Raw genomic sequence first — 24,535 nt, 5'->3', positions numbered from 1 at the left:
GCCTGGCCGGAGCGGTTTTTCCCTTTACCGTTGCAAGAAGGGGTAATGCCGGCAAGGTTATCAACGTGGAAGGAGAACAGATGAAAATTTCCCGCGTCGGTGAAGCGCCGGACTACCGCTTCTCGCTGGCGAATGAGCGCACGTTTCTTGCCTGGATCCGCACTGCTCTGGGGTTTCTCGCGGCGGGCGTTGGGCTGGACCAGTTAGCGCCGCAGTTTGCCACGCCGCTGATTCGTGAAGTGCTGGCGCTGCTGCTGTGTCTCTTCTCCGGCGCGCTGGCGCTCTATGGCTATCTGCGCTGGCTGCGCAATGAAAAAGCGATGCGCCTGAAAGAAGATCTGCCCTATACCCGCGTGCTGATGGTAATAAGCGTGGCGCTGCTGGCGGTTGCGCTGGTGGTGATGGTGCTGGTGTTCTATGCCGGATAACCGCAAAGCCCGGCGCGAAACGGATCCTGGTCTGCAACCGGAACGGACATCGCTGGCATGGTTGCGCACGCTGTTCGGCTACGGCGCGCTGATGGCGCTGGCCGTCAGGCATAACTGGCAACATTCGGGCATGCCTTTCTGGATCTCGCTCATCATTCTGGCGCTGGCAGCGTTACTGCTCTGGCGCTATACCCATAAGCGTATCTTAATGGACGTCAATAAAAGCGATTTCGCCTTACCCGGCGCAATACGTGACAAATTATTGATCTCCCTCGCGGTGCTTTCCCTCGCATTACTGTTTGCTGTAACGCATATCCGTCAGCTTATTCTTATCTTGTGAGGATGTTTGCATGCCAGGCTGCCACGTTATGGCTAAGCCCGCCAGTTCACGCTGCAACCTTAACTGCCGCTACTGTTTTTACCTCGAAAAACCGCAGCAAAATGTTATGGATGACACCACGCTGGAGGCATTTATTCGCCAGCAGATCGACGCCCAGCCGGGCGAAAGCGTGCCGTTTGCCTGGCAGGGCGGCGAACCGACGCTCTGCGGGCTGGAATTCTTTCAGCGCGTTGCCGCCCTGCAAAAAAAGTACGCCAACGGCAAACGTATTGAAAATGCCTTCCAGACGAATGGCATTCTGCTGAATGAGGAGTGGTGCCGTTTTTTTCACGACCACGGCTGGCTGGTGGGCGTTTCCATCGATGGCCCGGCGGATTTGCATGATGCTTACCGTGTGAACCGCAGCGGCAAACCATCACACCCGAAAGTCCTTAATGCCATTGCGACGCTGAATAAACATCAGGTCGAGTACAACCTGCTGTGCGTCGTCAATAATCTCAATAGCCAGCAGCCGCAGCGCCTGTATCGCTATTTACGTGCGCTTGGTACGCCGTTTTTGCAGTTTATTCCGTTGGTGGAGCTGGACGCGCAGGGGCGCTTGTCTGCCGAATCGGTCAGCGGCGAAGCCTGGGGAAACTTTCTTACCGCGATATTCGACTTGTGGGTGCGGGAAGATATTGGCCGCGTTTACGTGCAGTTATTTGACTCCACGCTCGGCGTCTGGAGCGGCTATCCGTCGCAAATGTGCAGCTTAGGCGAGACCTGCGGCCACGCTTTTGCGCTGGAAGCGAACGGCGATCTCTACCAGTGCGATCACTATGTCTCCCCGGATTACCGGCTGGGCAATCTGCATCAGATCCCGATTAAAACGCTCAACGCCAGCCATGAAGCAGCGGCTTTTGGGCAGAGTAAAAAAGCCAGCCTCAGCGAAGTCTGCCTGCGTTGTGACATGCTGCGTTTTTGCCGGGGCGACTGCCCGAAGCACCGCATCGTTGAGGGAAGAAGCGCGCTTTGCCACGGTTATCACCGCTTTTTCAGCCACAGCGCGCCGCATATGCGCGTGATGCGCGATCTGCTGCGCCAACGGCGCTCCCCTGTCGAACTGATGGCCTGGCTGCGCCGGAGCGGCTGATTTAGCGGGCTTTCGCCAGATAGTGCGCCATCTCATCGGCGGGCACCATTCCGCCGCCGGTGGCCCATACCAGGTGGGTGGCCTGCGCCAGTTGTTCAGGGCTAAAGCCGTGCAGTTGATGATAGCCGCTGTTGCTGCAAATCCGTTGCGGCCCGGACATTCCCGCCAGCGCTGACGGCTCCAGTTGAATGCCCTCTTCCTGCGCCAGCCAGCCGAGTTGCTGGTAAAGTGTGTTGTCATCAACGGTGTAGAAGCCGTCCAGCAGGCGCTCCATTGCCCGTCCGACAAAGCCGGAAGCGCGCCCGACCGCCAGACCATCGGCCGCCGTCTGGTTATCAATCCCCAGATCCTGCACCGCAATGCCGTCATGCAGCCCGGTATACACGCCCAGCAACATACAGGGAGAATGCGTTGGTTCGGCAAAAATACAGTGTACCGCGTCGCCAAACGCCAGCTTCAGACCAAAGGCGACACCGCCAGGCCCGCCGCCCACGCCGCACGGCAGATAGACAAACAGCGGATGCGCGTTATCCACCACTTTGCCAAGCCGTGTGAACTGATCTTTCAGGCGCTGTCCGGCGACGGCATAGCCCAGAAAGAGGGTGCGGGAGTTCTCATCATCAATGAAAAAGCAGTTCGCATCCGCTGCCGCCGCTTTGCGCCCTTGTTCAACGGCCACGCCGTAATCTTCGGCATACTCCACCACGTTTACGCCGTGGCTGCGCAGTAGCGCTTTTTTCCATGCCCGGGCATCGGCTGACATATGTACCGTGACGTGAAAACCAAGCCGCGCGCTGATAATCCCGATCGATAACCCCAGATTTCCCGTGGAGCCAACGGCGATGCTGTACTGGCTGAAGAAACGGGCAAATTCAGGCGACAACAGTTTGCTGTAATCGTCATCCGGCGTCAGTAATCCGGCGGCGAAAGCCAGTTTTTCCGCGTGGGTCAGTACTTCATAAATGCCGCCGCGCGCTTTAATAGAACCGGAAATCGGCAAATGGCTGTCTTTTTTCAGCCACAGCTCGCCGGTGATATCCGGACTGAAGCGGCGCTGCATTGCCGGAATCGGAACCACGTCAGATTCAATCATGCCGCGGCTTGCCGCCGTTTCCGGGAAAGCCTGCGCAATGAACGGTGCGAAGCGGGCAAGCCGCGCGTGGGCCTCGCTAACATCCTGTTGTGTCAGGCCAACATGCGGCAAAGCGCGTGCAACGGAGGTACTATTAGGGTTAAACCACTGCGTTTCTTTCAGCGCGATCAACTGCTCTATAAGCGGAAACTGCTGGATGAGTTTCTGAATGTCGGCGTTTTTCATCGGTTCGTTTTCGTAAGAATCGGAGCGTTAAAGAAAACAGGAATCAGCCAGCGGTGCAAGTGGGTCGCGGTTTTGAGAATTTATTACGTTTTGCTGCTACACGTGTAAACGCAAGCATGCTAAATACATGTATTCATCCCTGATTTTCACAAGGTCAACTGTGTTAAAACCACTGATTGCAGTTGTTATGCTGTTGGCGGGAACCTCTGTGTTTGCCGCTGATACTCCGCTGACGGCGGCGCAATATGCGCAAAAGCTGGGGGTGGGGATGGATGTCGACTGGGCGCGTACCGATCGGGGTATCCGCGAGTTCGACCCGCTGATTGTGCGTGATTTCTACGACGCTGGTATCCGCCATGTACGCATTCGCGTTGCCGATAATATGACGGAAGCGCGGCTGATCCACCTGCGTAAACTGGTGGAGGCCTGCGAACAGTATGGGGTGATTCCGGTAATTGCCTATCAGGCAGACAGCTTCAAAGCCGATCCGGACGCCAAAAACGAAGCGCAACTGGTGGCGTGGTGGTCAACGGTAGCGAATTTTTTCGGTACCGGGCACCCGATGCTCGGTTTTGATGTGATTTATGAACCGGCTGACAAACTTAACCGCGATTTGCCCGCCCTGAATCGCGCTTATGAAAATGTCGTGCGCACCCTGCATGATATCGACGCTCAACGCATGATTTTTATTGCCCCGCGTATGCGCGCCGCGCCGGAAGATCTCTCCTCGTTGAAACTGCCGCCACACAGCCAGAACTATCTGTTGGCCGAGTGGCACATTTTCCCGTGGGGGCCACTGAAAAATAACGGTAAATATCCGTGGACATCGGGCACGGCGGCGGAAAAAGCCGCCATTCGCGCGCGGATTAATACAGCGGTGCGCTGGCAGCAGAAATCCGGGCATGCCAGCTGGGTTGGCGGCTGGGCGGTAGGCGAATCCATTAAAAATGCGCCCACCGAATCACAAATGGCTTTCGCCCGTTTTATGGCCTGCGAACTGAATAAGGTGAAAATTCCCTATGCGATCAATACCGATACGCAATTTTATGACGGGGAAGAGGGCGCATGGCGGCCAGGGCCGGAGCCGTTACTGAAAATGATGATTGCGCCGGAGTGCGACAAGCCCGACGCGAGGCCGGGCCATCATGAGGTTAAATCACCGGTTCATGGCGAGAAAAACGCGTCGCCAGCGGCAGCCAGCACAACAGAATTAAAAGCCCCGCCAGCGTCATCAGCATCCCAAGGCTAAACTGGCCGTTCTGCGGCAGTTGTGAAGAGAGCCACGCCAGGCCGCCAGAGCCGATGTTCTGCAACCCGCCAACCAGCGCGCCCGCGGTGCCCGCCAGAAACGGGAATGGCTCCATCGCGCCGCTGGTCGCCAGCGGGAACAGCATTCCGGCGCCGAAGAAAAACAGCGCGGCGGGCACGATCAGCGTCCAGATATTCATCACCCCGACAATGCCCGGGAGCCACATCATCAGACCGGCCGCAAGGCAGCAGATCACCGACTGCCACATCAACGAAGTAAAGCGCTTGTTCTGCCGCCCGGCAAACCACGCGCCGAAAAAGGCCGCTGGCACTGGCAGAATAAACAGGACGCTGACCGTCATGCTGTTCAGGCCCAGCACGCCGCCCATCAATACGCCCGAGCTGGCTTCAAAGACCGCAATCCCGGCCAGACCGCCAATCAACATCAGCAGGTAACAGTTAAATGCGCCGTTGCCGAACAGGGTTTTGTAGCTGGCCAGCAGGCGGATGCGCGGCGCGTCTTTTGGCCGGGTTTCCGGCATCCAGCGCGCCATACTCCAGGTGACGACCAGGCACAGCACCAGCAAAAAGATAAAACAGGCGCGCCAGTTAAACAGCGTATTCAGCACACCGCCGATCAGCGGCGCAAGCAGCGGACTAACCAAAATCCCCATATTCAACAAACTGTTGGCGTGACGCAGTTCCGTACCGGCATACAGATCGCGCGGCAGCGTTCGCGCCATCACGCCGCCCACGCCGGTGCCAATGCCCTGTAAGGCGCTGGCCAGAATTAACATCGACAGGCTGTGCGTGGTAATGGCGATCAGCGTCGCCAGCAAAAAGATGCTCATTCCGGCCAGGATCACCGGGCGGCGACCGACTCTGTCCGCCAGCGGGCCATAGAAGAGCTGAGAGACACCGTAAGTCAGCAGATATGCAGCCATGACGCTTTGTACCGCGCCTTCGCGAACATTCAGGGTGAGCGCCATATCCGCTATCGCCGGGATATAGATGGTTTGCGCCATCTGCCCGACAGCCACCAGAAGCACCAGCATCAATAACAAATTGACGTTTCTCTGCCTTTTCATGTCGATGATTACTTTTAAAAAATGGAGGATTAAAGAATATATGGCTGCAATACAGCCTTAATACCGGAGAAATCTAGCACAGCCAGATGACAGAACCACAATTATCCGGTGCAAAGACAGGAGGGAGACAGGCAGGTTTTATAGACAACATTCGGCAACTTTTGTTGCCAGTAAGTTTCAGGAAAGGCGCAGCAGTATCGCACCGGCGGCAATGCCACAGGCGGCAACAATCCGCAGCCCGGCAACCTGCTCTTTGAGAAGAACAAACGCAATCAGAGCGCCGAACAGAATTGAGGTTTCGCGCAGCGCAGCGACGACCGCCAGCGGCGCTTGCGTCATCGCCCACAGCGCCAGGCCGTAAGAGCCCATGGTGCCGATGCCGCCGGGAATGCCCTTTTTCCAGTTGGCGACCAGATAACGCGTCACCTCTTGCCGCCGCGCCAGCATCGCCCACAACAACAGGCAAAAACCGTTAAGGAAGAAGGTCCATAATGTGTAGCCCAGCGCAGAACCGGCAAGACGAACGCCGGTGCCATCGACCAGCGTGTAACCCGCGATGAACCCCGAATTAATCAGCGCCAGCCAGATCCCTTTGCGTGACTGCGTGCGTCCGTTAAACGCCATCGCCAGTATCGACAGGCAGATCACGGCAATACCGCCCCACGCCACGCCAGAAAGCGAATCGCCGAGGATCAGTACGCTGATAAGCGCCACCAGCAGGGGCGCGGTGCCGCGCATCAGCGGATAGGTCTGGCTCATATCCGAAACCTGGTACGTTTTTGCCACCAGCACGGTGTAAACCACCTGCAACGCGCACGAGACGGCGAGATAAGGCACGCTGGCGAGCGTCGGCTGTGGCGAGAAAGGTAACAAAATCAGCGCGATCAGCGCGGCGGAACCGCTGACGGCAATTGCCGAATAGAGTTTGTCGCTGCCGGATTTCACAATGGCATTCCAGCTGGCATGAAGCAGAGCGGCAAATAGCAAAATGCAGAAAACGGAGAGTGTCATGGTGGCCCGGGCGAGTGAGTTGTCAACAAAATGTAACATGCCGCCCGCAGCGGATACCAGATTAGCGGTGTTAAAGAGGGGCGGTTGCCCGCCCCTCTTTGGTGCGGCTTGAACCTGAATTAACGCAGGAATTTCAGGACAGCTTCAAGCAGTTGCAACAAAGCAACAATGAGTTTCAGGATCAGAATAAACAGTTCCATTCCGCTCATACGCGTCTCCTCTGGTTCAGGAGCACCGGCTGGCTTACCTTTCCGCTGCCTGTTGTCAGCCGTGTTGTTGGCGTAACGCAGTGTGCTCGCTTAGGGGTTAAGGCGCTGACGGCACCACCCGTTTCAGCCAGGACTTGTTTGCGCCGTAGAATTGCGGCCCCTGCACACTGATTAGCAAGGTCAGTATATATTAACACTGTTTATATATACAGTATTTATTGGACGAAATTTTGACCTTGATCCATACTCAATGCGGGAAAAAACGCCTGAAAATTGCGCGGCGGCCTGTTTCCGCGTATAGTTCCACTGTTGACGTAACGCAGTGTGTTTGCGGCCACCAACCGCAAAAAACTGTATAAAAACCTCGCTCCGGCGGGGTTTTTTGTTTTCAGCGGCTGCATAACCAAACGTGATCCGCCGCGCAGTTTTCTGCGGGTGCGTAAAAAGCAGTTGTCGGCGACGAAATCCTGTGTTTGTATAAATCCTGTTAATTACATGACAGACAGGTCCCTAATGAACGCTTCCACAATGTCGATGAACCTACTAAAAACCGCGCATAACGCCGCGGTGGTCGTCGTGCGTGTGGTGGTCGTCGTCGGCAATGCGCCGTAGGGTCCGGAACAACACACGATTCCAAAACCCCGCCGGCGCAAACCGGCGGGGTTTTTCGTTTAACCCCCTCCGGAAAGCTGGCCCAGAAGAAAAGGACTGGAGCATGGCAAGTTCGGGCAGCACATCACAACCCACGCGCTACACTGGCGCGCAACTGATTGTTCATTTACTGGAACGACAGGGCATCACCACGGTAACCGGCATTCCTGGCGGTACGGTTCTGCCGCTGTACGACGCGCTCAGCCAGAGCAAACAGATTCGCCATGTGCTGGCGCGCCACGAGCAGGGCGCAGGTTTTATTGCGCAGGGCATGGCGCGTACGCAGGGTAAACCGGCGGTATGTCTGGCCTGTAGCGGGCCGGGTGCGACCAACCTGGTGACCGCCATCGCCGATGCGCGCCTCGACTCCATCCCGCTGGTTTGCATTACCGGCCAGGTACCCGCCTCGATGATCGGCACCGATGCGTTTCAGGAAGTGGACACTTACGGCATCTCTATCCCCATCACCAAACACAACTACCTGGTGCGTGACATCGCCGAACTGCCGCAGGTAATTTGCGATGCGTTTCGCATTGCGCAGTCCGGCCGCCCTGGCCCGGTGTGGATAGATATTCCTAAAGATGTGCAGACGGCGGAAATCACCCTGAGCGAACTGCCGGAACCTGGCTACAAAACCCCGGCCCCGGCCTGGAATGCGCAGGCGGTGCGCGAAGCCGCAGAGATGATCAATGCCGCGCAGCGTCCGGTGCTCTATCTCGGTGGCGGGGTAATCAATGCGCCGCAGCAGATTCGTCATCTGGCGGAGAAAGCCAACCTGCCGACCACCATGACGCTGATGGCGCTCGGCATGCTGCCGAAGCAACACCCGCTGTCGCTGGGCATGCTGGGGATGCATGGCGCACGCAGCACCAACTTTATCCTGCAAGAGGCGGATTTACTGGTGGTGCTTGGGGCGCGTTTTGATGACCGGGCAATTGGTAAAACAGAGCAGTTCTGCCCGAATGCCAAAATTATCCATGTCGATATCGACCGCGCGGAGCTGGGCAAAGTGAAGCAGGCGCATGTAGCGATCCAGGGCGATGTCGGCGAAGTGCTTGACGCGCTGATCCCGCACGTTGAGGCGCACTCCCGCCACGCCTGGCGTAACACAGTTGAGCAACTGCAACGCGAGTTTCCGGGCGCCATTCCGCAGGGCGGCGATCCGCTGAGCCACTACGGTCTGATCAACGCCGTTGCGGCTTGCGTTGATGATAACGCCATTATTACGACCGATGTGGGCCAGCACCAGATGTGGACGGCGCAGGCGTACCCGCTTAACCGTCCGCGTCAGTGGCTGACTTCCGGCGGGCTGGGCACCATGGGTTTTGGTCTCCCTGCCGCCATTGGTGCCGCGCTGGCGAACCCGGATCGCAAAGTTATCAGCTTCTCCGGCGATGGCAGCCTGATGATGAACATTCAGGAAATGGCCACCGCCGCAGAGAATAACCTCGATGTGAAGATCGTGTTGATGAACAACGAAGCACTGGGGTTGGTTCACCAGCAGCAGAGCCTGTTTTATAAATCTGGCGTGTTTGCGGCAACCTATCCGGGGATGGTTAATTTTATGCAGATCGCCGCAGGTTTCGGCCTGCAAACGTGTGATTTAAACGCCGCCGCCGATCCGCAGGCCGCGTTGCAGGAGATCATCGCTCGTCCTGGCCCGGCGTTGATCCATGTCCGTATCGACCCGCAAGAAAAAGTTTATCCGATGGTACCGCCGGGCGCGGCAAATACAGAAATGGTGGGAGAATAAGCCATGCAAACAACTGATAACGTCATTCTCGAACTCACCGTGCGTAACCATCCGGGCGTCATGACGCATGTTTGCGGGCTGTTCGCGCGCCGTGCATTCAACGTGGAAGGTATTCTCTGTTTACCGCTACAAAATGGCGAACAGAGCCGCATCTGGCTACAGGTTGCCAACGACCAGCGGCTGGAGCAGATGATAAGCCAGATCGACAAACTGGAAGATGTGGTGCAAATCATCCGTCACCAGAGCGATCCGGGCGTGTTTAACAAACTGGGGCTGTTCTTCGAGTAATCGCGCTATTTATGCGAAGCGCCCGGTAAGCCGATAATTAATTGTCGGCTTACGGCTGTTTTTACGGCTGTGCGTCAGAGGGGATTTCCCCGTATGATGAGCCTCTTTTACGCACCGGGAGCAGGTATGATTTGGTTGATGTTGGCAACGCTGGTGGTTGTTTTTGTGATTGGCTTCAGAGTGTTAACCTCTGATTCCCGGCGGGCGATCCGCCGTCTCACCGACCGGCTTAACATTCAACCCGTTCCGGTGGAATCGATGATGGATCAGATGGGCAAAACGGCGGGCAATGAGTACTTAAGTTACCTGGCGCGCCCGGATGAAGCACATTTGCAAAATGCGGCGCAGGTGCTGCTGATCTGGCAGGTTTCCATTGTCGATAGCAGCGAACAGAACCTGCAATACTGGCACCGGCTGATGCAAAAAGCGCGGCTTGCCGCGCCGATAACCGATGCGCAGGTGCGCCTGGCACTCGGGTTTTTACGCGAGCTGGAGCCGGATACCGTCGAACTGAACAACTTCCAGCTGCGTTATAACGCCCAGTTTATCGCGCAAGAGGGCGTCCACTGGCTGCACTGATCCCCATCATAAAATGAGTTGCCGAATTGTTAATTGCGTCACAGATGATGAATGTTACACTGCGCGACCTTCACGACGAATAACTAAGCAGGTGACAAATGAGTGAGCAAACTGTGGCGCAACCGGACGCGGTAACCCGTCCTAACTGGTCAGCCGTTTTCGCGGTGGCTTTTTGCGTTGCCTGTCTGATCACCGTGGAGTTTTTACCGGTGAGCCTGCTGACGCCAATGGCGCTGGATTTGGGCGTTTCCGAAGGCATTGCCGGGCAAACGGTCACGGTAACCGCGTTTGTGGCTATGTTCGCCAGCCTGTTTATTACGACGGTGATCCGCGCCGCCGACAGGCGTTATGTGGTGATCGCCTTTGCGGTACTGCTGACCCTCTCCTGCCTGCTGGTCTCTTTTGCTACTAACTTTACGCTGCTGCTGGCAGGCCGCGCTTGTCTGGGGCTGGCGCTCGGCGGTTTCTGGGCGATGTCGGCCTCGCTGACCATACGTCTGGTGCCGATGCGTACCGTGCCGAAAGCGTTGTCGGTGATTTTTGGCGCAGTGTCGATTGCGTTGGTGATCGCCGCGCCGCTGGGCAGTTTCCTCGGCGGCATTATCGGCTGGCGCAATGTCTTTAACGGTGCGGCGTTGATGGGAGCGATCTGCATTCTCTGGGTGTGGCGGGCGTTGCCGTCGCTGCCGGGCAAAACCGAACATCACGAGAATATGTTTGGCCTGCTCAAACGCCCTGGTGTACTGGCGGGCATGATCGCCATCTTTATGGTCTTCGCCGGGCAGTTCTCGTTCTTTACCTATATTCGTCCGGTATATATGAACCTGGCCGGGTTTAGCGTCGATGGCTTAACGCTGGTGCTGCTGAGCTTTGGTATCGCCAGCTTTGTCGGGACGTCCTTCTCTTCGGTGGTGATGAAGCGTTCGGTCAAAATGGCGCTCGCCCTTGCACCGCTGACGCTGGCTGTCAGTGCGCTGGTACTGATTTTGTGGGGCAGCGATAAAGTCGTTGCTGCGGGGATCGCCATCGTCTGGGGGCTGGGTTTTGCGCTGGTGCCGGTGGGTTGGTCAACCTGGATCACCCGCACGCTTGCCGATCAGGCGGAAAAAGCCGGTTCCATTCAGGTGGCGGTGATTCAGCTTGCCAATACCTGCGGTGCGGCGATTGGTGGTTTCGCGCTGGACCATTATGGTTTGCTGTCGCCGCTGGTGCTCTCTGGCAGCCTGATGCTGCTGACCGCGCTGCTGGTGGCGGCGAAGGTGCGGGTAAAAGCGTAAACGCCACAATTCGCCAGGTGGCGCTGCGCTTACCCGGTCAGAGTGTTCGCGTATTGCACAGCGCGTAGGCCTGATAAGGCGTTGCCGCCATCGGAGAATGTCACGCCGAGGCGCTGGCGAGCCGCATTTTGCGGCGCGAATCCCAGGAGATCAGCAGTACCGACGAGACAATCAACAGCGTGCCAAGCCAGTCCGGTAAAGAGTAAGCAACGCCAAGCAGTACCACCGAGAGCAGTGCGCTGCTCAGCGGTTCCGCGCAGCTCAGAATGCTGGCCTTCGAGCCGCCAATCATCTGCGCGCCTTTCAGATAGAGGCTAAAGGTGAGCGCCGTGCCGATCACCACCAGATAGAAGAACGCCATCAGCAGGTGCCCATCTACCGCCACACTTTCCGCTTGCCCGCCAAAAAACGGCGCCAGCATCAGCCCTGCCAGCAACATACTCCAGCCGACAATCGGCAGTGTGCCGTACCGGGCGATCAGCGCCGAGGGATAAGTGGTATAGAACGCGGCGGAAAACGCCGAAACGATCCCCCACAGCAGCGCTTGCGGCGAGATAGACAGCGACGTCAGATTGCCGTGCGTCACCAGCAGGAAAGTCCCCATCAGTGAGGTGAAAATCGCCGTAACAACCGGCATGGTGGGGCGTGCTTTCCGCACCAGCGCAAGCCAGGTCACGATGATCGTGGGCGATAAAAATTGCAGTACCGTGGCGGTAGCGGCGTTGGATTTTTCGATGGTCAGCAAAAAGGTCAGTTGTACGGTCAGCGCGCCAAACAGTGAGAAGATCAGCAGGCTGATGGCATCTTTGCGGTTTTTCAGGATGGCGAAAATTTTATCGCCGTGCACAAAAGAGAGCGTAAGCAAAATGATGCCGGTAAACAGCAGCCGCGTCATGGTTAACCACGGTGACGGGATATGACTTTTCTCCATGATGTACTGCGCGCAAACCCCGGAACTGCCCCATAACACCGCGGCTGCCAGTACATAAAGCATCCCTTTTTTTGTGGAACCCATCTTTTAACCCAACTCTGTCATGCTGATTGCTTATTGATAAGGCGCGCATCATAACACATGTACAGAGATTAACCGGAGGCGGCTGAGGGTGACCGCCTCCGGTTTTACATTAGAACCAGGCCTCCCACATTGCGCCGACGTTAAACGAATCGAGCGTACTGTCGTCGGTGCCATTGACCCGCGCGGTACGTTTGTTATCCACTTCACCGCCGGTCACGTAGAAGCGCAGCATCGGACGGAATTCCGGCCCCATCGCAATTGAGATGTTCTGCGACAGCGTCAGTTTCCAGCCGTGGTTATCGCCGCCATTGTCATAGTCGACGCGCTGATAACCGGCTTCCAGCCAGGTTGAATGGACATCGTTCCACCAGTGCATCGGGCGAATAATCGCGCCGTAGTTGCGGCGGTTATCGGCTTTGTTGGCGCTGTTATCGTAATCATGGAAGGCCAGCAGGTATTCCACCTGGGTTTGCTGGCTGAACTTGTAGTTGCCTTCGAAGCTGGCGTAAATCGCTGTCAGATCGTCGGTTTTGTTGAATACGCTGTTGTCCGCGTTATCGGAATAACGGGCAATCACTTTGTTCACGCCGTGGTCATAGGTGTGGCTCAGCACCACGCCGCCCTGCCAGGCGCGCTGGCGGTCTTCACTTTCGATCGCTTTGGAGTCAAAGCCGTAGTTGGCATAGATCTCCAGATCGAGCGGGCCGACCTTCATGCCGTGAATTTTCGAGGTGACCGCATAGTTACCCTTGTCCCCGACGTTCGAACTGCCCGTACAGGTAATACGTGACGGGTTGGCTTCATCCTCCAGCACTTCCGGGCTACAGGATTCCACGGCCGCCACGGCAGCTACGTCAAACTGTACGCCGCCAATATCAAAGTTTTTCACCCCGGCGCCCTGACCATCATGGTTCATCCAGAAGTAGTCGTTGATGCCCTGTTGCGGACGCTGGTGGAAGTCGCGCCCCGCCCAGAAGTAAGCATTCGGGTTCGAGGCCAGCAGGTTGGTTACCCCGGCATAGGCTTTTTTCAGGTTAACTTCGTCGCCCCAGTGATCGAACATCACGTTAACGTCCCAGATTGCGCCGTTGTCGCCTTTAAACGCTTTCGAAAGCTGGAACTCGCCGCCGTTGCCTTCGTTACCCAGACGACCAATGGCGGAGGCGCCATTATAGGAACCATCGACGCCGACATATTTCTGATCGCCAGACTGGAAGTGCGCGCCGTAGCGGGCATAGCCGCTGAATTTCACGCCGTAAGGAATGGCTTTATCCGGCTCCTGGGCGGTGGTTTGTGGTTCAACAATGACATCTGCTTTTTTATTGATGGCGGCATCCATTTTGGCCTGCCGTTCCGCCAGCGCTTTATCGACCGCTTTGGCGACAATGGCATCGATTTGCTCTTGCGTAAATTCTTGTGCGAAGGCGGAGCCAGAGCAAAGGGTGGCCGTAACCGCCAGCGCCACTGGAAGTATTTTATTTATTCTCATGGTTATCTCAATTTAGTAAGTTATTCGCAGACAATAGTTACCCTGCGCTGGCAGGGTAAAAATATTGCCATCACCAAAAACTAATATTTATTTTGTAGAGTCGGGTACAGATTAATTAAGATTTACCGTAATCAATTCTCCATTTATTACTGTCGATATAATGAATGCAGTTGAATAATTTCTTCAGATAATTCGCGGGCCAGTAATGACGTCATTAAATGATCCTGGGCATGCACCATAATTAACGTCATTGGCTGACGGCCTTCACCGGCATCCTGCTCAATCAATTGCGTCTGCATTTTGTGCGCCTGGCGCGAATAACCATCGGCCTCACGCAGCAGGCTGCGGGCTTCTTCAATATTGCCCTCCCTGGCCGAGCGCAGTGCCTCAAAGCACAAGCTACGCGACTGTCCGGCGTTGACGATAATTTCCATTACCGCTTCTTCAAGTGCGACCATAATCATTATTCCTGAGTAAAACCATTAAGCGCGGCGGTGGCGGCAAACCACTCTCCACTTTTCTTAATAGTGCGTTGCTGAGTTGCCAGATCTAATTGCACAAAACCATAGCGGTTTTTATATGCGTTACACCATGACCAGTTATCAATAAATGTCCACATATGGTAACCAAGACAATTACAGCCTTCGCTGATTCCTTTATGTAGCCATTTCAGGTGATCGCGAACAAAGGTAATACGATAACTGTCGTTAATTTGTCCGTTTTCAATAAAGCGTTCTTCATTCTCGACGCCCATACCGTTTTCAGAAATAAAACAGCGTGGGTTGCCATAATTCAGACGCAGGTTGGTGAGAATATCGTAAATACCTGGTTCGTAAATTTCCCACCCGCGATACGGGTTCATTTTACGACCTGGCATTTCGTAATAATCAAACAACCACTCAGGCATAAATGGCGCATCGGGATTGACCGCACTGTCCCGGCACTTTACCCGCCGCGGCTGGTAATAGTTGATGCCGAGCAGGTCGATTTTCCCTTCTGCAATCAGCGAGATATCTTCCGGCTGGCAGGCGGGGAGCTGATCGTACTCTTTGAGCAGCGCCACCAGGTCAGCGGGATACTCGCCGCGCAGTACCGGGTCGAGAAAACTGCGGTTAAACAGCAAATCCGCGTGGTGTGCCGCTTTCACATCCGCAGGATGTTGCGAGCGCGGATAAGACGGCGTCAGGTTCAGCACAATGCCGATGTCGCCGGAGTGGTGCCCGGCGCGAAACGCTCTGACAGCGCTGGCATGAGCCAGTACCGTGTGGTACGCCACCGTCGCCGCGCGTTTGAAATCCACCACGTTCGGGTAATGGAAATCGTACAGATAGCCGCCTTCGACCGGAACGATCGGCTCGTTAAAGGTAAACCAGTGCTGCACCCGATCGCCGAATAGCTCAAAGCAGATTTGCGCGTAGCGACTAAAAGCCTCAACCACTTCACGGCTTTCCCAGCCGCCTTTCTCCTGCATCACCATCGGCATGTCGAAGTGAAACAGCGTGATAAACGGCGTAATTCCCTGCGCCAGTAGTTCGTCGATGACGTCGTTGTACCAGGCGACAGCCTGCGGATTCACTTCACCGGTTCCATCCGGGATCAGGCGCGACCAGCTCAGCGAAGTACGAAAACTGTTGTGATTAAGCTGCTTCAACAGCGCGATATCTTGCCGCCAGTGGCGGTAAAACGTCGAGGTTTCCTGCGGCCCAACCTGCTGGTGAAAACGCCACGGTTCGCGAGCAAACCACGTATCCCAGGTAGTGGCGCTTTTACCGCCTTGCTGGCTTTCCCCTTCGGTTTGCAATGCCGAGCAGGCGCTGCCCCACCAGAAGTTTGCGGGAAAAACGTATTTCATTACCGACTCCTTTTAGTTACTGCGGACGGTTTCCGTCATCGGTGCGCTGGTCTGCGCTTTTTGTTCTTCTGCTTTCATCAGCGAGTGTTCATACGCCCGCAGGAATGGCAGATACATCAGGGCAGACATCACCATACAAATCAGGCACATCACCACCGGGCTAAAGGCCCAGTTCGCCGCCCATGAGGCACCGATTGGCGCGGGTGTTGTCCACGGCGTCAGCGAAACCACCTGTGCCAGCAGGCCCATTTTGGTCGCGGTGTAAGCCAGCACGGCGTTAACCAACGGCACACAGACAAACGGCACAAACAGCATCGGGTTCATGATGATGGGCGCACCGAAAAGAATCGGTTCGTTGATGTTGAAGAAGCTTGGCACAACGCCCATTTTGCCAATGGTACGCAGATGTGCGACGCGGCTGCGCAGCAGCAGGAACGCCAACGGTAAGGTCGAACCCACGCCGCCAATCAGCAGATAGTGATCCCAGAAGCCTTGCAGATAGACGTGCGGCAGCGCAGCGCCCGCTGCCAGCGCGGCCTGGTTGGCAGAGAGGTTGGCCATCCAGAACGGGTTCATAATACCGGTGACAATCAGCGAACCGTGAATACCGGCGAACCAGAAGATTTGGCACAGCAGCACGGAGAGCAGAATGGCGGGCAGGGAATCAGAGGCGGAAACCAGCGGCTCCAGCAGGTGCATAATCGCCTGCGGCAGGATCATCCCGGTTTGCGCTTCGATAAACAGGTTCAGCGGGTGCAGCGTACCAATGATCACCACCACCGGAATCAAAATCTCAAACGAACGCGCCACGCCGGTTGGAACCTCTTTCGGCAGGCGGATGGTGATGTTGTGCTGTTTGAGCCAGGCGTAAACGCGCGACGAGTAGATGGCGGTCAGCAAGGCGGTAAAAATGCCCTGGCCGGAGAGATACTGGGTGGAGATTTTGCCGTCCGCATACGGCGCGGCAACCAGCAGAAACGCCATAAACGCCAGCAGGCCGGTCATCACCGGGTCGAGGTTAAACTGGCGACCGAGGCTGGCGCCAACCCCAACGGAGATAAAAAACGTCATCACTCCCATGCTGAGGTTAAACGGCAGCATCAGTTGCGCGCGGTATTCGGTAGAGAAATCGAGCCAGGCGCGGGCAAAACCGACGGTGGTGTCGGCGGAAAATGGTGGGAAGATAAACACCAGCATAAAGGAGCCGATGATCATAAACGGCAGCGCAGCGGTAAAACCGTCGCGGATGGCGATAACGTACTTCTGCTGTCCAAGACGACCGGCCAGCGGCGTAATGGATTGCTCAATAATCGTAATCATTGATTGATATAAGGAACTCATAAGAACACCTTTTTAATGCGCCGCTTCAATCAGCGACAAAGCGTAGTCCAGTACCTCATTACCGCGTTGCATGCCGTAATCCATCGGATTGATGGGTTGAACCGGAATGCCGTGTGCGGCGGCCTTTTCTGACAGTGTATTTAACATGTACTTAACCTGCGGTCCGAGAAGCACGAGCTGATAACGCGGAAATTGTGTGTCGAATTCCGCGACGCCGTACGCGTCGATCTCCACTGGCAGCTCCCGTTCCTTCGCCGCCTCAAGCATTTTTCTCACCAACAAGCTGGTGGACATCCCGGCAGAGCAGCACAACATAATCCTGAACATCGTTAACCATCCTCGAAGTGTAAAAAGTTATTGCGGGGATGATTGGATATCATATGGAAACCGGTTTCCATTTTTTCTCCACAGAAGTGTGATAGCTATCAACATCTGCTATCCATAAGGCTTTTTTATTGGATTTACATCACGGAATTTTGCGCTTCGTTGATAGCAAAAGAGGTGAAATGGAAAATCGGTTTCCATCAAAAAGGGAAACCGTTATACTGCGAGTGGTTATAGATTGAACCGATTTTGCAGGACGAATTTTCAGGCGCAGGCTACGCGCTGTTCAGGGGAGAAAGATGTCTACAATCAACGATGTATCACGTTTAGCTGGGGTCTCCAAAGCCACAGTCTCACGGGTGTTGAGTGGTTCGCGCGGCGTTAAGGAAGCCAGTCGCCTCGCGGTACTGAAAGCGGTCGAAGAGCTGAATTATCGGCCCAATGTTATCGCCCAGTCATTGCTCAGCCAGTCGACAGGCTGCATCGGGGTGATTTGCGCCCAGGAGAATATTAACCAGACCACCGGTTACCTGTATGCGCTGGAAAAACATCTCAGCCAGAATCAGAAACATTTGCTGTTGCGCTTCGCCAATACCAAAGCCGGGGTGATGAGCGCGCTGGATGAACTGACCTGCGGGCTGTGCGACGATGTATTGATTATCGGCGCGCGTTTCCCTCTGAAAATTGAAGATGAAAATGTGATTCTGGTCGATTGCGAAGAATCCATCGATTCCACGCCCAACAGCATTCAATTCGATCACGCTTTTGCGGCGGAAACCGCCTGCAACTACCTGATTAGCCAGGGCCGCCGACAAATTGCGCTTATCCATCCCGATACCGCTGCGGCTGAGCAGGTATTGCACGGCTACAAGCTGGCGCTGGAAAACAATTTCCTGCCGTTTAACCGCAACCTGGTTTTTATGGATGACACCAGTTCATCGGTGGCGTTGCAGGTGCTGCTCAATAATGCCACCACGCTGAATTTTAACGCGCTACTGGTGGCTGACGAGCAGGAAGCGCAGCGCGTGATCCCGCAACTGCAAGCGTTTAATAAATCGGTGCCGGGCGACATTATGGTCTTCAGCCTTGCTGGCTCTTTGCATTTACCGGGGATCCCGACCATCCCGGCGATTGAATATTCAATGGATGCGATGGCGGCGCGCATTGTGGCATGGCTGAATGAGAAAACGCAGAGCGTGCTGGGTTCGTACCGCGTGCGCGGCGATTTAATTATTCCTGACGTCGGTAAGCGCTAATAAATAAAAAGCCTCCATGCGGAGGCTTTTTTAATGGCATTTCAGACGTTACGCAAGGCTATATTCTTTAACCAGCGTGTGAATATCCAGTTCATCCGAATAATCCACCCCCGCTATGCCAAAGCCGTTCAGTTCGTGAAACTCCTGCAAATAACCGGCAAAATCGCCAATGACCATAAAGTTATCCGCAGTCACCTGTTTTCTGAGTAATTCCACCGCGTTTTGCACATCCGGGCGAAGTTCATAATCATCCATGCGAATCAACCGTTGAGCATCGGTAGTCACCTTGCCAAGAGGGGGATAAAGATGATCCAGCATCAGCCGGTGCATTTGCTCAATACAGGTTTCATGTAACCGTTTCTGTTTCATGACTTTATACAACAGGGTGATATACAGCGGAAACACAGGAATAAACGCGCTGGCCTTGGTGACCAGCGCTTTACAAATAACCGCATAAGCATTGCCGCTGATACGTTGCAACTGCGCATTAATTTCATCGGCGGTATTATGTAAATGCGCTTTTGCGGCACCCAAAGAGCCCTCTTTATAAAGCGGCCAGGTTGATTCCGGGCCAATATACGAATAGGCAACCGTTTTAAACCCTGTGGCTAATACATCGGCTTGTTCCAGCATGGTGATCCAGCGCTGCCAGTCTTCGCCACCCATCACTTTTACTGTATCGGCAAGCTGCTGTTCGGTAACAGGTTCCAGCGTCTGTTCTACCATGCGCTGACTTTCCAGTTCAAAACCAGGGCCGGAGAAAGCCTGGCCGCGAACGCCCAGCGTTGAGTGATAACGCGTACCGTCAGGATGAAGGCGTATGCCAGACGCAACGGAATACACCACCAGATCGATTTTCCCGCCAAATTCTTGCTGGATAAAATCAATCACGTTTTGCCGCGTGGTATCGGAAAAAGCATCGGCAATAAAATCTTTCGCGATCAGCCCTTTTTCACTCGCCCGTCGCTGAAACAGAACGTTGTTATACCAGCCCGCGCTGCCTGCGCCTTTTTCACCGGGACCCTTTTCAAACGAGACGCCAATGGTGTCGGCGCCGCCGCCAAAAGCCAGCGCAATACGTGAAGCCAGCCCATAACCGGAGGAGGCGCCAATCACCAGAACCTTTTTAGGCCCATAGATCTCGCCGTGTGATTCGACATAGGCAATCTGTTTATCAATGGCTTTCAGCAGCCCTTCCGGGTGGCAGTTTTTAGCCACATTACCCTGAATAATCGGTTTCATAATGTGTTATCTCCGGTCAGTGTTTTACGGCGGGAGATAACACAAGTGCTTCTCCTTTAATGACAACATCGCCATGCTGATTTGTGCAGGTGGTTTTCAGACTGACCCGTTTTTTCTCCGTATCAATAGCAATAATTTCCACGGTTGCTGTCACCGTATCGCCAATAAAAGTTGGTTTGGTAAATTTAAGATCCTGCGCCAAATAAATAGAGCCTTTACCGGGGAGTTTATTTGCAATAACTGCAGAAATTAAACCGCTTACCAGAATTCCGTGAACAACACGCTGGCCAAATATGCTTTTTTTACCCGCGGCATCGTCAAGATGCACTGGGTTCATGTCACCTGAGGCCTCTGCAAAATTCATCACGTCTTCTTCAGTGAGTTTTTTTGTAAATTGCGCTTTTTGCCCTGTTTGTAAACATTCGGCTCTTTCTGTCATTTTTAAAAACCTCCATTTAAATATATCATGTAAATATCCTTTTTTGAGCGGTGATAAGAATTATCAAATTTAAATACTATCGATCTTGAAATCGCCTTATTTATATAAAATTCATAGTAAGCATTGAATAAATTGTATGGGTCAGCTTTTACTCAAACATTGACATTAATCAAAGTACCCTTTCACCTAATTAGGATAAAAATTCTCGTAGTTTAATTAAGCGAAAGGCTAAAATAATGAAGGATACTGATATTGTTATACTTGGCGCAGCAAGGACAGCTATTGGCTCGCTTAATGGTTCCCTTGCCAATATATCCTCACCTAAACTGGGATCTATAGTGATTAAATCACTTCTTGAAAAGTCTCATATTCCGGTAAAAGAAGTGGATGAGGTTATCATTGGTCAGGTTTTAACGGCGGGGTGTGGGCAAAATCCAGCGCGACAAACATTAATTCATTCCGGTATTTCACAGGATGTTCCCGCACTGACAATTAATAAAGTTTGTGGCTCAGGAATGAAAGCATTACAGCTTGCATATCAGTCATTAAAGTGCGGTGAAGCTGAGCTGATTATTGCGGGCGGGCAGGAAAATATGAGTCAGTCGCCGCATATTCTTCCTCACTCCCGTAATGGAATGAAAATGGGTAACTGGGAAATGCAGGACAGCATGGTTAATGATGGATTATGGGATGCATTCCATGATTATCACATGGGGATGACTGCGGAAAATATCGCGGAGAAATATGGTATTACGCGTGAAGAGCAGGATGAATTTGCGCTGGCCTCGCAACGTAAAGCCGCTGCTGCCCTTGAGGCTTCCCGTTTTGTCAGTGAGATTGTGCCGGTTGTTATTATCAAACCCGGTAAAGATACCATCGTAGTTGAAAAAGATGAATTTCCGCGTCCACAAACCACGCGTGAAGGGCTGGCAAAACTACGCCCGGCTTTCAAGAAAGAGGGAACCGTAACCGCCGGCAACGCTTCCGGGGTAAATGATGGCGCGGCCATGGTTATTTTGGCTACCGCGAAAAAAGCCAGAGAACTGGGTATTACACCGCTTGGCCGAATCGTTGAATTTGCAACCTCAGGCGTTGCACCGGAAATAATGGGAACCGGGCCGATTGAAGCTTCCCGAAATGTACTTAAAAAATCAAACTGGCAGGTCAGCAACCTTGATCTTATTGAAGCCAATGAAGCGTTTGCGGCGCAGGCTATCGCGGTTAACCGTGAAATGGGCTGGGATCTGACGAAAGTGAATGTTAATGGCGGTGCCATTGCTCTCGGTCACCCTATTGGCGCGTCTGGCGCCCGTATTTTTGTGTCGTTAATTCATGAAATGCAGCGCCGAAAAAGTAAAAAAGGTCTGGCGACATTATGCATTGGCGGCGGCATGGGCATTGCTGTCACAGTTGAGATGGATTAACGCGGCGATCCGGAATTTTATTTGATACAGGAAACAGGTCATGGAAGAAAAAATTGCACTGGTAACGGGCGGAATTCGGGGTATTGGTGAAAAAATTAGCCTGCGATTTCTTAAAGAAGGTTACCAGGTCGTTGCGTTTGATAATGATGCCAGTCGGCTGAACGACTGGGCGGAAACGCAAAAAGCAGCAGGCTTTGAAAAAATCGATACGGTTGTTTGTGATGTCAGTAATTATGAACAATGTCAGTCTGCCGTTGCCTCGGTATTGAATAAATATGGCCACATTGATGTGCTGGTCAATAATGCCGGTATTACCCGTGATGCAACGTTCAAGAAAATGGATAAATCCCAGTGGGATGCAGTAATTCAGGTTAACCTGAATAGCATGTTTAATATGACCAAACCGGTGATTGACAATATGTTAGCCAATCAACGTGGTCGCATAATTAACATGTCATCCATTAACGGTCAGAAAGGGCAGTTTGGTCAGGCTAATTATTCTGCGGCTAAAGCAGGCGTTCACGGTTTTACCAAAGCGCTGGCGCAGGAAGTTGCGCGTAAAAACATTACCGTAAACACCATTTCTCCAGGATATATCAATACGGAAATGATGCAGGCGATTCCGGATGATGTGCTGGAAACTATTAAAGCGCAAATTCCGGTTGGTCGTCTTGGTGAAGCCGATGAAATCGCAGAGCTTGTGTTATATCTCTGTGGTGATAAATCGGGTTATATCACCGGCTCTAATATTGCCATTAATGGCGGCCAGCATATGTGTTAACAGGTAAGTGATTGCCGAATTTCAGCAGGTATGATGGCTCATACCTGCTGAGCTTTTAGTGAGTATTCAGGATATTCCATTATGCTAAAGCAGCTAGATTCATTTTTAGAGTTAGCCAAAAGAAAAAGTCAGAAAACCATTGCAGTAGCTGCTGCGGAGGATGCTTTTGCACTCGATGCAATCAGGATGATCGTCGTGCAGGGGTTAGGTCGCGCTATTTTAGTCGGTTGCCGCGAAAAAATCGTCACCATTGCCGGGCGTCTGGATTTTGATATCAGAGAAGTTGAAATCATTGATCTTCCCGATAAAACGCAAGCGTGTAATAAAGCTGTGGAGCTGGTGAAGTCAGGAAAGGCCGATATTTTAATGAAGGGCCTGGTCGACAGCCCCGTTTATCTGCGGGCCATCCTTAATAAAACCTTTGGGATTGCTGCATCCAGCCTGGTCACGCAGATGGCTTTTATTCAGAGCCCTTTTTATAGAAAGTTATTCGCTATTACTGATGCCGGAATTAATATTTCCCCGACAAAACAGGATAAAAAAATCATGGTTACGCAGTCAGTGGATTTACTCCACCGGCTGGACATCAGTAATCCGAAGGTTGCCCTCATAGCTGCCGTGGAACATGCCACACCTGCAATCCAGGCAACGATAGATGCAGCGGAATTAAGCGAAGAACATTTTGATAATTGCATCGTTGAAGGGCCGCTCTCTGTTGATCTGGCGTTTAGCCACGATTCCTGCCGGCATAAAGGGCTGGATACGCAGGTCGGCGGTGATGTTGATTTAATCGTGCTGCCCGATGTTAACAGCGCGAACGTCTTCTATAAAACCGTGATGCAGCTCGGCAGCGCTTCAAGCGCCAGTGTCCTGACAGGCACTTCCGCTCCCGTGGTATTTACTTCGCGCTCGGACACGGCCACCACGAAGTATTTTTCTATTGCTTGTGCAATAGCTCAGTGTAAGGACTAGTTATGTATATTCTGGTCATTAATCCTGGATCAACCTCAACCAAGCTGGCGATTTATAACAACAGAACGCAACTGGTTTGCCGGACATATAACCATAATGAAGCTGAGTTAGGTCCGTATTCAAATATCCTGGAACAAAAACAATTCCGCAAAGAAATTATTCTTGGCATGTTGCATGAACACGGTTTCAGAACCAAAGATATGGATCTGTTTGTCGGGCGCGGCGGGCTGGTCCGCTATCTTGAAAGTGGTGTTTACCGTATTAACGACGCCTACTTACACGATGCAAGCGTGGGTCTTAACGGTGAGCATGCTTCAAATCTCGGCGCTATTCTGGCCTGGGAACTGGCAAAAGACGCTGATAAAGAGAATATGGCTTATACCGTTGATCCGGTGGTGGTGGATGAGTGTGATCCTGTTGCTAAAATCTCCGGCATGCCGGAAATATCGCGGGTCGGCGCTTTTCATGCCCTTAATCAGAAAGCGGTTGCTCATCGTTACGCCATTCAGGTGGAAAAACCTTATGCCAGCCTGAATTTAATTGTTGCGCACCTCGGCGGCGGTATCAGCGTCGGCGCTCATCGCGATGGCCGGATTGTTGATGTGAATTCCGCATTAGGCGGCGATGGACCGTTCTCGCCGGAACGCGTGGGTCGTCTCCCTTGCCTGGCTTTATTAAACCTCTGTTTTTCTGGTGAATATACCTATGATTCGCTGAAGAAAAAGCTCATTGGTGAAGGCGGTGTGTTTGGCTATTTAGGCACGAAAGACATTCGCGATGTTGAGCAGCTAATCAGCGATGGAAATCAAAAAGCGTTAGAGGTGCTTGAGGCGATGGCTTACCAGGTCGCAAAAGAGATCGCCTCATGCGCGGCTGTTCTCGCGGGCCGCGTCGATGCCATTATTCTCACCGGAGGCGTTGCCCGGAGCGGCAGAGTGATTAATGACATTCGTAAACGCATCGGCTTTATTACCCCTGAATTTATCGTTTACCCCGGCGAGGATGAATTATTTGCTCTGGTTGACGGAGCACTGTCGGCAATAGAAGGCCGAAGAGAATTACTGGAATATTAATAGGA

Annotated in this window: 26 protein-coding genes; 14 read left to right on the top strand and 12 right to left on the bottom strand. The window is 53.4% G+C overall.

Features of this window, described 5'->3' with window-relative positions; all coding sequences use genetic code 11:
* The first annotated feature begins 80 nt into the window (after positions 1 to 80).
* The 3 genes from DK872_RS14205 to DK872_RS14195 are packed head-to-tail and all read left to right on the top strand — an operon-like array spanning position 81 to position 1,900.
* A complete protein-coding gene (locus tag DK872_RS14205; protein ID WP_007369411.1) occupies positions 81 to 428 on the top strand; it encodes a YidH family protein in 348 nt (115 codons plus the stop codon).
* A complete protein-coding gene (locus tag DK872_RS14200; RefSeq protein WP_007369412.1) occupies positions 418 to 768 on the top strand; it encodes a DUF202 domain-containing protein in 351 nt (116 codons plus the stop codon). Before DK872_RS14205 ends, DK872_RS14200 begins: the two co-directional genes overlap by 11 nt.
* A 10-nt stretch (positions 769 to 778) precedes the next feature.
* Positions 779 to 1,900, top strand: coding sequence for an anaerobic sulfatase maturase (locus DK872_RS14195; RefSeq protein WP_161518468.1), 1,122 nt, complete (start codon positions 779 to 781; stop codon positions 1,898 to 1,900).
* Between the two features lies 1 nt (position 1,901).
* Here the strand turns inward: DK872_RS14195 and DK872_RS14190 are convergent, their stop codons facing one another.
* Positions 1,902 to 3,218: a D-serine ammonia-lyase gene (locus DK872_RS14190; protein ID WP_071921727.1), complete on the bottom strand. Its 1,317-nt coding sequence runs from the start codon at positions 3,216 to 3,218 to the stop codon at positions 1,902 to 1,904.
* A 160-nt stretch (positions 3,219 to 3,378) separates the two neighbouring features.
* On the opposite strand from DK872_RS14190, the gene DK872_RS14185 reads away from it, so the two are divergent.
* Positions 3,379 to 4,467, top strand: a complete 1,089-nt coding sequence (locus tag DK872_RS14185) for a cellulase family glycosylhydrolase (RefSeq protein ID WP_050998872.1) — start codon at positions 3,379 to 3,381, stop codon at positions 4,465 to 4,467.
* On the opposite strand, the gene emrD is transcribed toward DK872_RS14185, so the two are convergent.
* The 3 genes from emrD to tisB all read right to left on the bottom strand — a co-directional run bounded on the left by emrD (position 4,370) and on the right by tisB (position 6,774).
* Positions 4,370 to 5,554, bottom strand: a complete 1,185-nt coding sequence (emrD, locus tag DK872_RS14180; RefSeq protein ID WP_079517163.1) for a multidrug efflux MFS transporter EmrD — start codon at positions 5,552 to 5,554, stop codon at positions 4,370 to 4,372. The two genes, DK872_RS14185 and emrD, sit on opposite strands and share 98 nt — an antisense overlap.
* Positions 5,555 to 5,731: 177 nt before the next feature.
* On the bottom strand, positions 5,732 to 6,565 hold the full coding sequence (locus DK872_RS14175; protein WP_007369417.1) for a DMT family transporter: 834 nt from the start codon (positions 6,563 to 6,565) through the stop codon (positions 5,732 to 5,734).
* Between the two features lie 119 nt (positions 6,566 to 6,684).
* Positions 6,685 to 6,774, bottom strand: a complete 90-nt coding sequence (tisB, locus tag DK872_RS14170) for a type I toxin-antitoxin system toxin TisB (protein ID WP_064562565.1) — start codon at positions 6,772 to 6,774, stop codon at positions 6,685 to 6,687.
* Between the two features lie 513 nt (positions 6,775 to 7,287).
* On the opposite strand from tisB, the gene ivbL reads away from it, so the two are divergent.
* The 5 genes from ivbL to nepI all read left to right on the top strand — a co-directional run bounded on the left by ivbL (position 7,288) and on the right by nepI (position 11,322).
* Entirely contained in the window at positions 7,288 to 7,386 is a 99-nt protein-coding gene (gene ivbL / locus DK872_RS27335; RefSeq protein WP_139227959.1) for an ilvB operon leader peptide IvbL, read from the top strand.
* A gap of 103 nt (positions 7,387 to 7,489) precedes the next feature.
* Positions 7,490 to 9,178, top strand: a complete 1,689-nt coding sequence (gene ilvB, locus DK872_RS14160) for an acetolactate synthase large subunit (protein ID WP_071921725.1) — start codon at positions 7,490 to 7,492, stop codon at positions 9,176 to 9,178.
* 3 nt (positions 9,179 to 9,181) lie between these two features.
* Positions 9,182 to 9,466: an acetolactate synthase small subunit gene (ilvN, locus tag DK872_RS14155; protein WP_007369420.1), complete on the top strand. Its 285-nt coding sequence runs from the start codon at positions 9,182 to 9,184 to the stop codon at positions 9,464 to 9,466.
* A gap of 126 nt (positions 9,467 to 9,592) precedes the next feature.
* Positions 9,593 to 10,045, top strand: a complete 453-nt coding sequence (locus DK872_RS14150) for a DUF1198 domain-containing protein (RefSeq protein ID WP_090397932.1) — start codon at positions 9,593 to 9,595, stop codon at positions 10,043 to 10,045.
* Between the two features lie 98 nt (positions 10,046 to 10,143).
* Positions 10,144 to 11,322 (top strand): purine ribonucleoside efflux pump NepI, encoded by a 1,179-nt coding sequence (gene nepI / locus DK872_RS14145; RefSeq protein WP_072440486.1) that lies wholly within the window; start codon positions 10,144 to 10,146, stop codon positions 11,320 to 11,322.
* A gap of 100 nt (positions 11,323 to 11,422) precedes the next feature.
* Here the strand turns inward: nepI and DK872_RS14140 are convergent, their stop codons facing one another.
* The 6 genes from DK872_RS14140 to DK872_RS14115 form a co-directional block, all read right to left on the bottom strand.
* Positions 11,423 to 12,337, bottom strand: a complete 915-nt coding sequence (locus DK872_RS14140; RefSeq protein ID WP_072440484.1) for an EamA family transporter — start codon at positions 12,335 to 12,337, stop codon at positions 11,423 to 11,425.
* Between the two features lie 109 nt (positions 12,338 to 12,446).
* Positions 12,447 to 13,826, bottom strand: coding sequence for a carbohydrate porin (locus DK872_RS14135; protein WP_072440482.1), 1,380 nt, complete (start codon positions 13,824 to 13,826; stop codon positions 12,447 to 12,449).
* 146 nt (positions 13,827 to 13,972) lie between these two features.
* Complete coding sequence (locus DK872_RS14130; protein ID WP_007369426.1) at positions 13,973 to 14,284, bottom strand: PTS lactose/cellobiose transporter subunit IIA; 312 nt, start codon at positions 14,282 to 14,284, stop codon at positions 13,973 to 13,975.
* A gap of 5 nt (positions 14,285 to 14,289) precedes the next feature.
* On the bottom strand, positions 14,290 to 15,678 hold the full coding sequence (locus DK872_RS14125) for a glycoside hydrolase family 1 protein (RefSeq protein ID WP_007369427.1): 1,389 nt from the start codon (positions 15,676 to 15,678) through the stop codon (positions 14,290 to 14,292).
* A 12-nt stretch (positions 15,679 to 15,690) separates the two neighbouring features.
* Positions 15,691 to 17,019, bottom strand: a complete 1,329-nt coding sequence (locus DK872_RS14120; RefSeq protein ID WP_007369428.1) for a PTS cellobiose transporter subunit IIC — start codon at positions 17,017 to 17,019, stop codon at positions 15,691 to 15,693.
* Positions 17,020 to 17,031: 12 nt separating this feature from the next.
* Positions 17,032 to 17,346, bottom strand: a complete 315-nt coding sequence (locus DK872_RS14115) for a PTS sugar transporter subunit IIB (protein ID WP_161518467.1) — start codon at positions 17,344 to 17,346, stop codon at positions 17,032 to 17,034.
* A 296-nt stretch (positions 17,347 to 17,642) separates the two neighbouring features.
* Between DK872_RS14115 and DK872_RS14110 the strand changes: the two genes are divergently transcribed.
* Positions 17,643 to 18,599, top strand: a complete 957-nt coding sequence (locus DK872_RS14110) for a LacI family DNA-binding transcriptional regulator (RefSeq protein WP_007369430.1) — start codon at positions 17,643 to 17,645, stop codon at positions 18,597 to 18,599.
* 48 nt (positions 18,600 to 18,647) lie between these two features.
* Here DK872_RS14110 and fabV read toward each other — a convergent pair whose 3' ends face one another.
* Together fabV and DK872_RS14100 are read right to left on the bottom strand one after the other, a co-directional pair.
* The gene (gene fabV / locus DK872_RS14105) at positions 18,648 to 19,841 is read right to left on the bottom strand and encodes an enoyl-ACP reductase FabV (RefSeq protein WP_071921722.1); all 1,194 of its coding nucleotides are present in this window, start codon (positions 19,839 to 19,841) and stop codon (positions 18,648 to 18,650) included.
* Between the two features lie 16 nt (positions 19,842 to 19,857).
* Complete coding sequence (locus tag DK872_RS14100) at positions 19,858 to 20,280, bottom strand: MaoC family dehydratase (RefSeq protein ID WP_007369432.1); 423 nt, start codon at positions 20,278 to 20,280, stop codon at positions 19,858 to 19,860.
* A gap of 236 nt (positions 20,281 to 20,516) precedes the next feature.
* Here DK872_RS14100 and DK872_RS14095 point away from each other — a divergent pair, with 236 nt between their 5' ends.
* The 4 genes from DK872_RS14095 to buk all read left to right on the top strand — a co-directional run bounded on the left by DK872_RS14095 (position 20,517) and on the right by buk (position 24,530).
* Complete coding sequence (locus DK872_RS14095; RefSeq protein WP_071921721.1) at positions 20,517 to 21,704, top strand: acetyl-CoA C-acetyltransferase; 1,188 nt, start codon at positions 20,517 to 20,519, stop codon at positions 21,702 to 21,704.
* A 40-nt stretch (positions 21,705 to 21,744) separates the two neighbouring features.
* Positions 21,745 to 22,485: an acetoacetyl-CoA reductase gene (phbB, locus tag DK872_RS14090; protein WP_071921720.1), complete on the top strand. Its 741-nt coding sequence runs from the start codon at positions 21,745 to 21,747 to the stop codon at positions 22,483 to 22,485.
* A gap of 81 nt (positions 22,486 to 22,566) precedes the next feature.
* Positions 22,567 to 23,457, top strand: a complete 891-nt coding sequence (locus DK872_RS14085; protein ID WP_072440474.1) for a phosphate acyltransferase — start codon at positions 22,567 to 22,569, stop codon at positions 23,455 to 23,457.
* A gap of 2 nt (positions 23,458 to 23,459) precedes the next feature.
* On the top strand, positions 23,460 to 24,530 hold the full coding sequence (gene buk, locus DK872_RS14080; RefSeq protein ID WP_035886815.1) for a butyrate kinase: 1,071 nt from the start codon (positions 23,460 to 23,462) through the stop codon (positions 24,528 to 24,530).
* Positions 24,531 to 24,535: the final 5 nt, after the last annotated feature.

Source organism: Kosakonia sp. MH5, assembly GCF_009935945.1.
Lineage (GTDB): Bacteria > Pseudomonadota > Gammaproteobacteria > Enterobacterales > Enterobacteriaceae > Kosakonia > Kosakonia radicincitans.
Note: the sequence above shows the minus strand (reverse complement) of the source record. Positions and strands in the feature narration are given on the sequence as shown.

Excerpts from the sequence above, each read along its gene's own strand:
- DK872_RS14110 (WP_007369430.1), top strand. The coding sequence starts at position 17,643 with ATGTCTACAATCAACGATGTATCACGTTTAGCTGGGGTCTCCAAAGCC.
- DK872_RS14205 (WP_007369411.1), top strand. The coding sequence starts at position 81 with ATGAAAATTTCCCGCGTCGGTGAAGCGCCGGACTACCGCTTCTCGCTG.
- emrD (WP_079517163.1), bottom strand. The coding sequence starts at position 5,554 with ATGAAAAGGCAGAGAAACGTCAATTTGTTATTGATGCTGGTGCTTCTG.
- DK872_RS14190 (WP_071921727.1), bottom strand. The coding sequence starts at position 3,218 with ATGAAAAACGCCGACATTCAGAAACTCATCCAGCAGTTTCCGCTTATA.
- DK872_RS14200 (WP_007369412.1), top strand. The coding sequence starts at position 418 with ATGCCGGATAACCGCAAAGCCCGGCGCGAAACGGATCCTGGTCTGCAA.
- tisB (WP_064562565.1), bottom strand. The coding sequence starts at position 6,774 with ATGAGCGGAATGGAACTGTTTATTCTGATCCTGAAACTCATTGTTGCT.
- phbB (WP_071921720.1), top strand. The coding sequence starts at position 21,745 with ATGGAAGAAAAAATTGCACTGGTAACGGGCGGAATTCGGGGTATTGGT.
- nepI (WP_072440486.1), top strand. The coding sequence starts at position 10,144 with ATGAGTGAGCAAACTGTGGCGCAACCGGACGCGGTAACCCGTCCTAAC.
- buk (WP_035886815.1), top strand. The coding sequence starts at position 23,460 with ATGTATATTCTGGTCATTAATCCTGGATCAACCTCAACCAAGCTGGCG.
- ivbL (WP_139227959.1), top strand. The coding sequence starts at position 7,288 with ATGAACGCTTCCACAATGTCGATGAACCTACTAAAAACCGCGCATAAC.
- DK872_RS14100 (WP_007369432.1), bottom strand. The coding sequence starts at position 20,280 with ATGACAGAAAGAGCCGAATGTTTACAAACAGGGCAAAAAGCGCAATTT.
- DK872_RS14085 (WP_072440474.1), top strand. The coding sequence starts at position 22,567 with ATGCTAAAGCAGCTAGATTCATTTTTAGAGTTAGCCAAAAGAAAAAGT.
- DK872_RS14095 (WP_071921721.1), top strand. The coding sequence starts at position 20,517 with ATGAAGGATACTGATATTGTTATACTTGGCGCAGCAAGGACAGCTATT.
- DK872_RS14140 (WP_072440484.1), bottom strand. The coding sequence starts at position 12,337 with ATGGGTTCCACAAAAAAAGGGATGCTTTATGTACTGGCAGCCGCGGTG.
- DK872_RS14175 (WP_007369417.1), bottom strand. The coding sequence starts at position 6,565 with ATGACACTCTCCGTTTTCTGCATTTTGCTATTTGCCGCTCTGCTTCAT.
- ilvN (WP_007369420.1), top strand. The coding sequence starts at position 9,182 with ATGCAAACAACTGATAACGTCATTCTCGAACTCACCGTGCGTAACCAT.
- DK872_RS14135 (WP_072440482.1), bottom strand. The coding sequence starts at position 13,826 with ATGAGAATAAATAAAATACTTCCAGTGGCGCTGGCGGTTACGGCCACC.
- DK872_RS14195 (WP_161518468.1), top strand. The coding sequence starts at position 779 with ATGCCAGGCTGCCACGTTATGGCTAAGCCCGCCAGTTCACGCTGCAAC.
- ilvB (WP_071921725.1), top strand. The coding sequence starts at position 7,490 with ATGGCAAGTTCGGGCAGCACATCACAACCCACGCGCTACACTGGCGCG.
- fabV (WP_071921722.1), bottom strand. The coding sequence starts at position 19,841 with ATGAAACCGATTATTCAGGGTAATGTGGCTAAAAACTGCCACCCGGAA.
- DK872_RS14150 (WP_090397932.1), top strand. The coding sequence starts at position 9,593 with ATGATTTGGTTGATGTTGGCAACGCTGGTGGTTGTTTTTGTGATTGGC.
- DK872_RS14115 (WP_161518467.1), bottom strand. The coding sequence starts at position 17,346 with ATGTTCAGGATTATGTTGTGCTGCTCTGCCGGGATGTCCACCAGCTTG.
- DK872_RS14120 (WP_007369428.1), bottom strand. The coding sequence starts at position 17,019 with ATGAGTTCCTTATATCAATCAATGATTACGATTATTGAGCAATCCATT.
- DK872_RS14130 (WP_007369426.1), bottom strand. The coding sequence starts at position 14,284 with ATGGTCGCACTTGAAGAAGCGGTAATGGAAATTATCGTCAACGCCGGA.
- DK872_RS14125 (WP_007369427.1), bottom strand. The coding sequence starts at position 15,678 with ATGAAATACGTTTTTCCCGCAAACTTCTGGTGGGGCAGCGCCTGCTCG.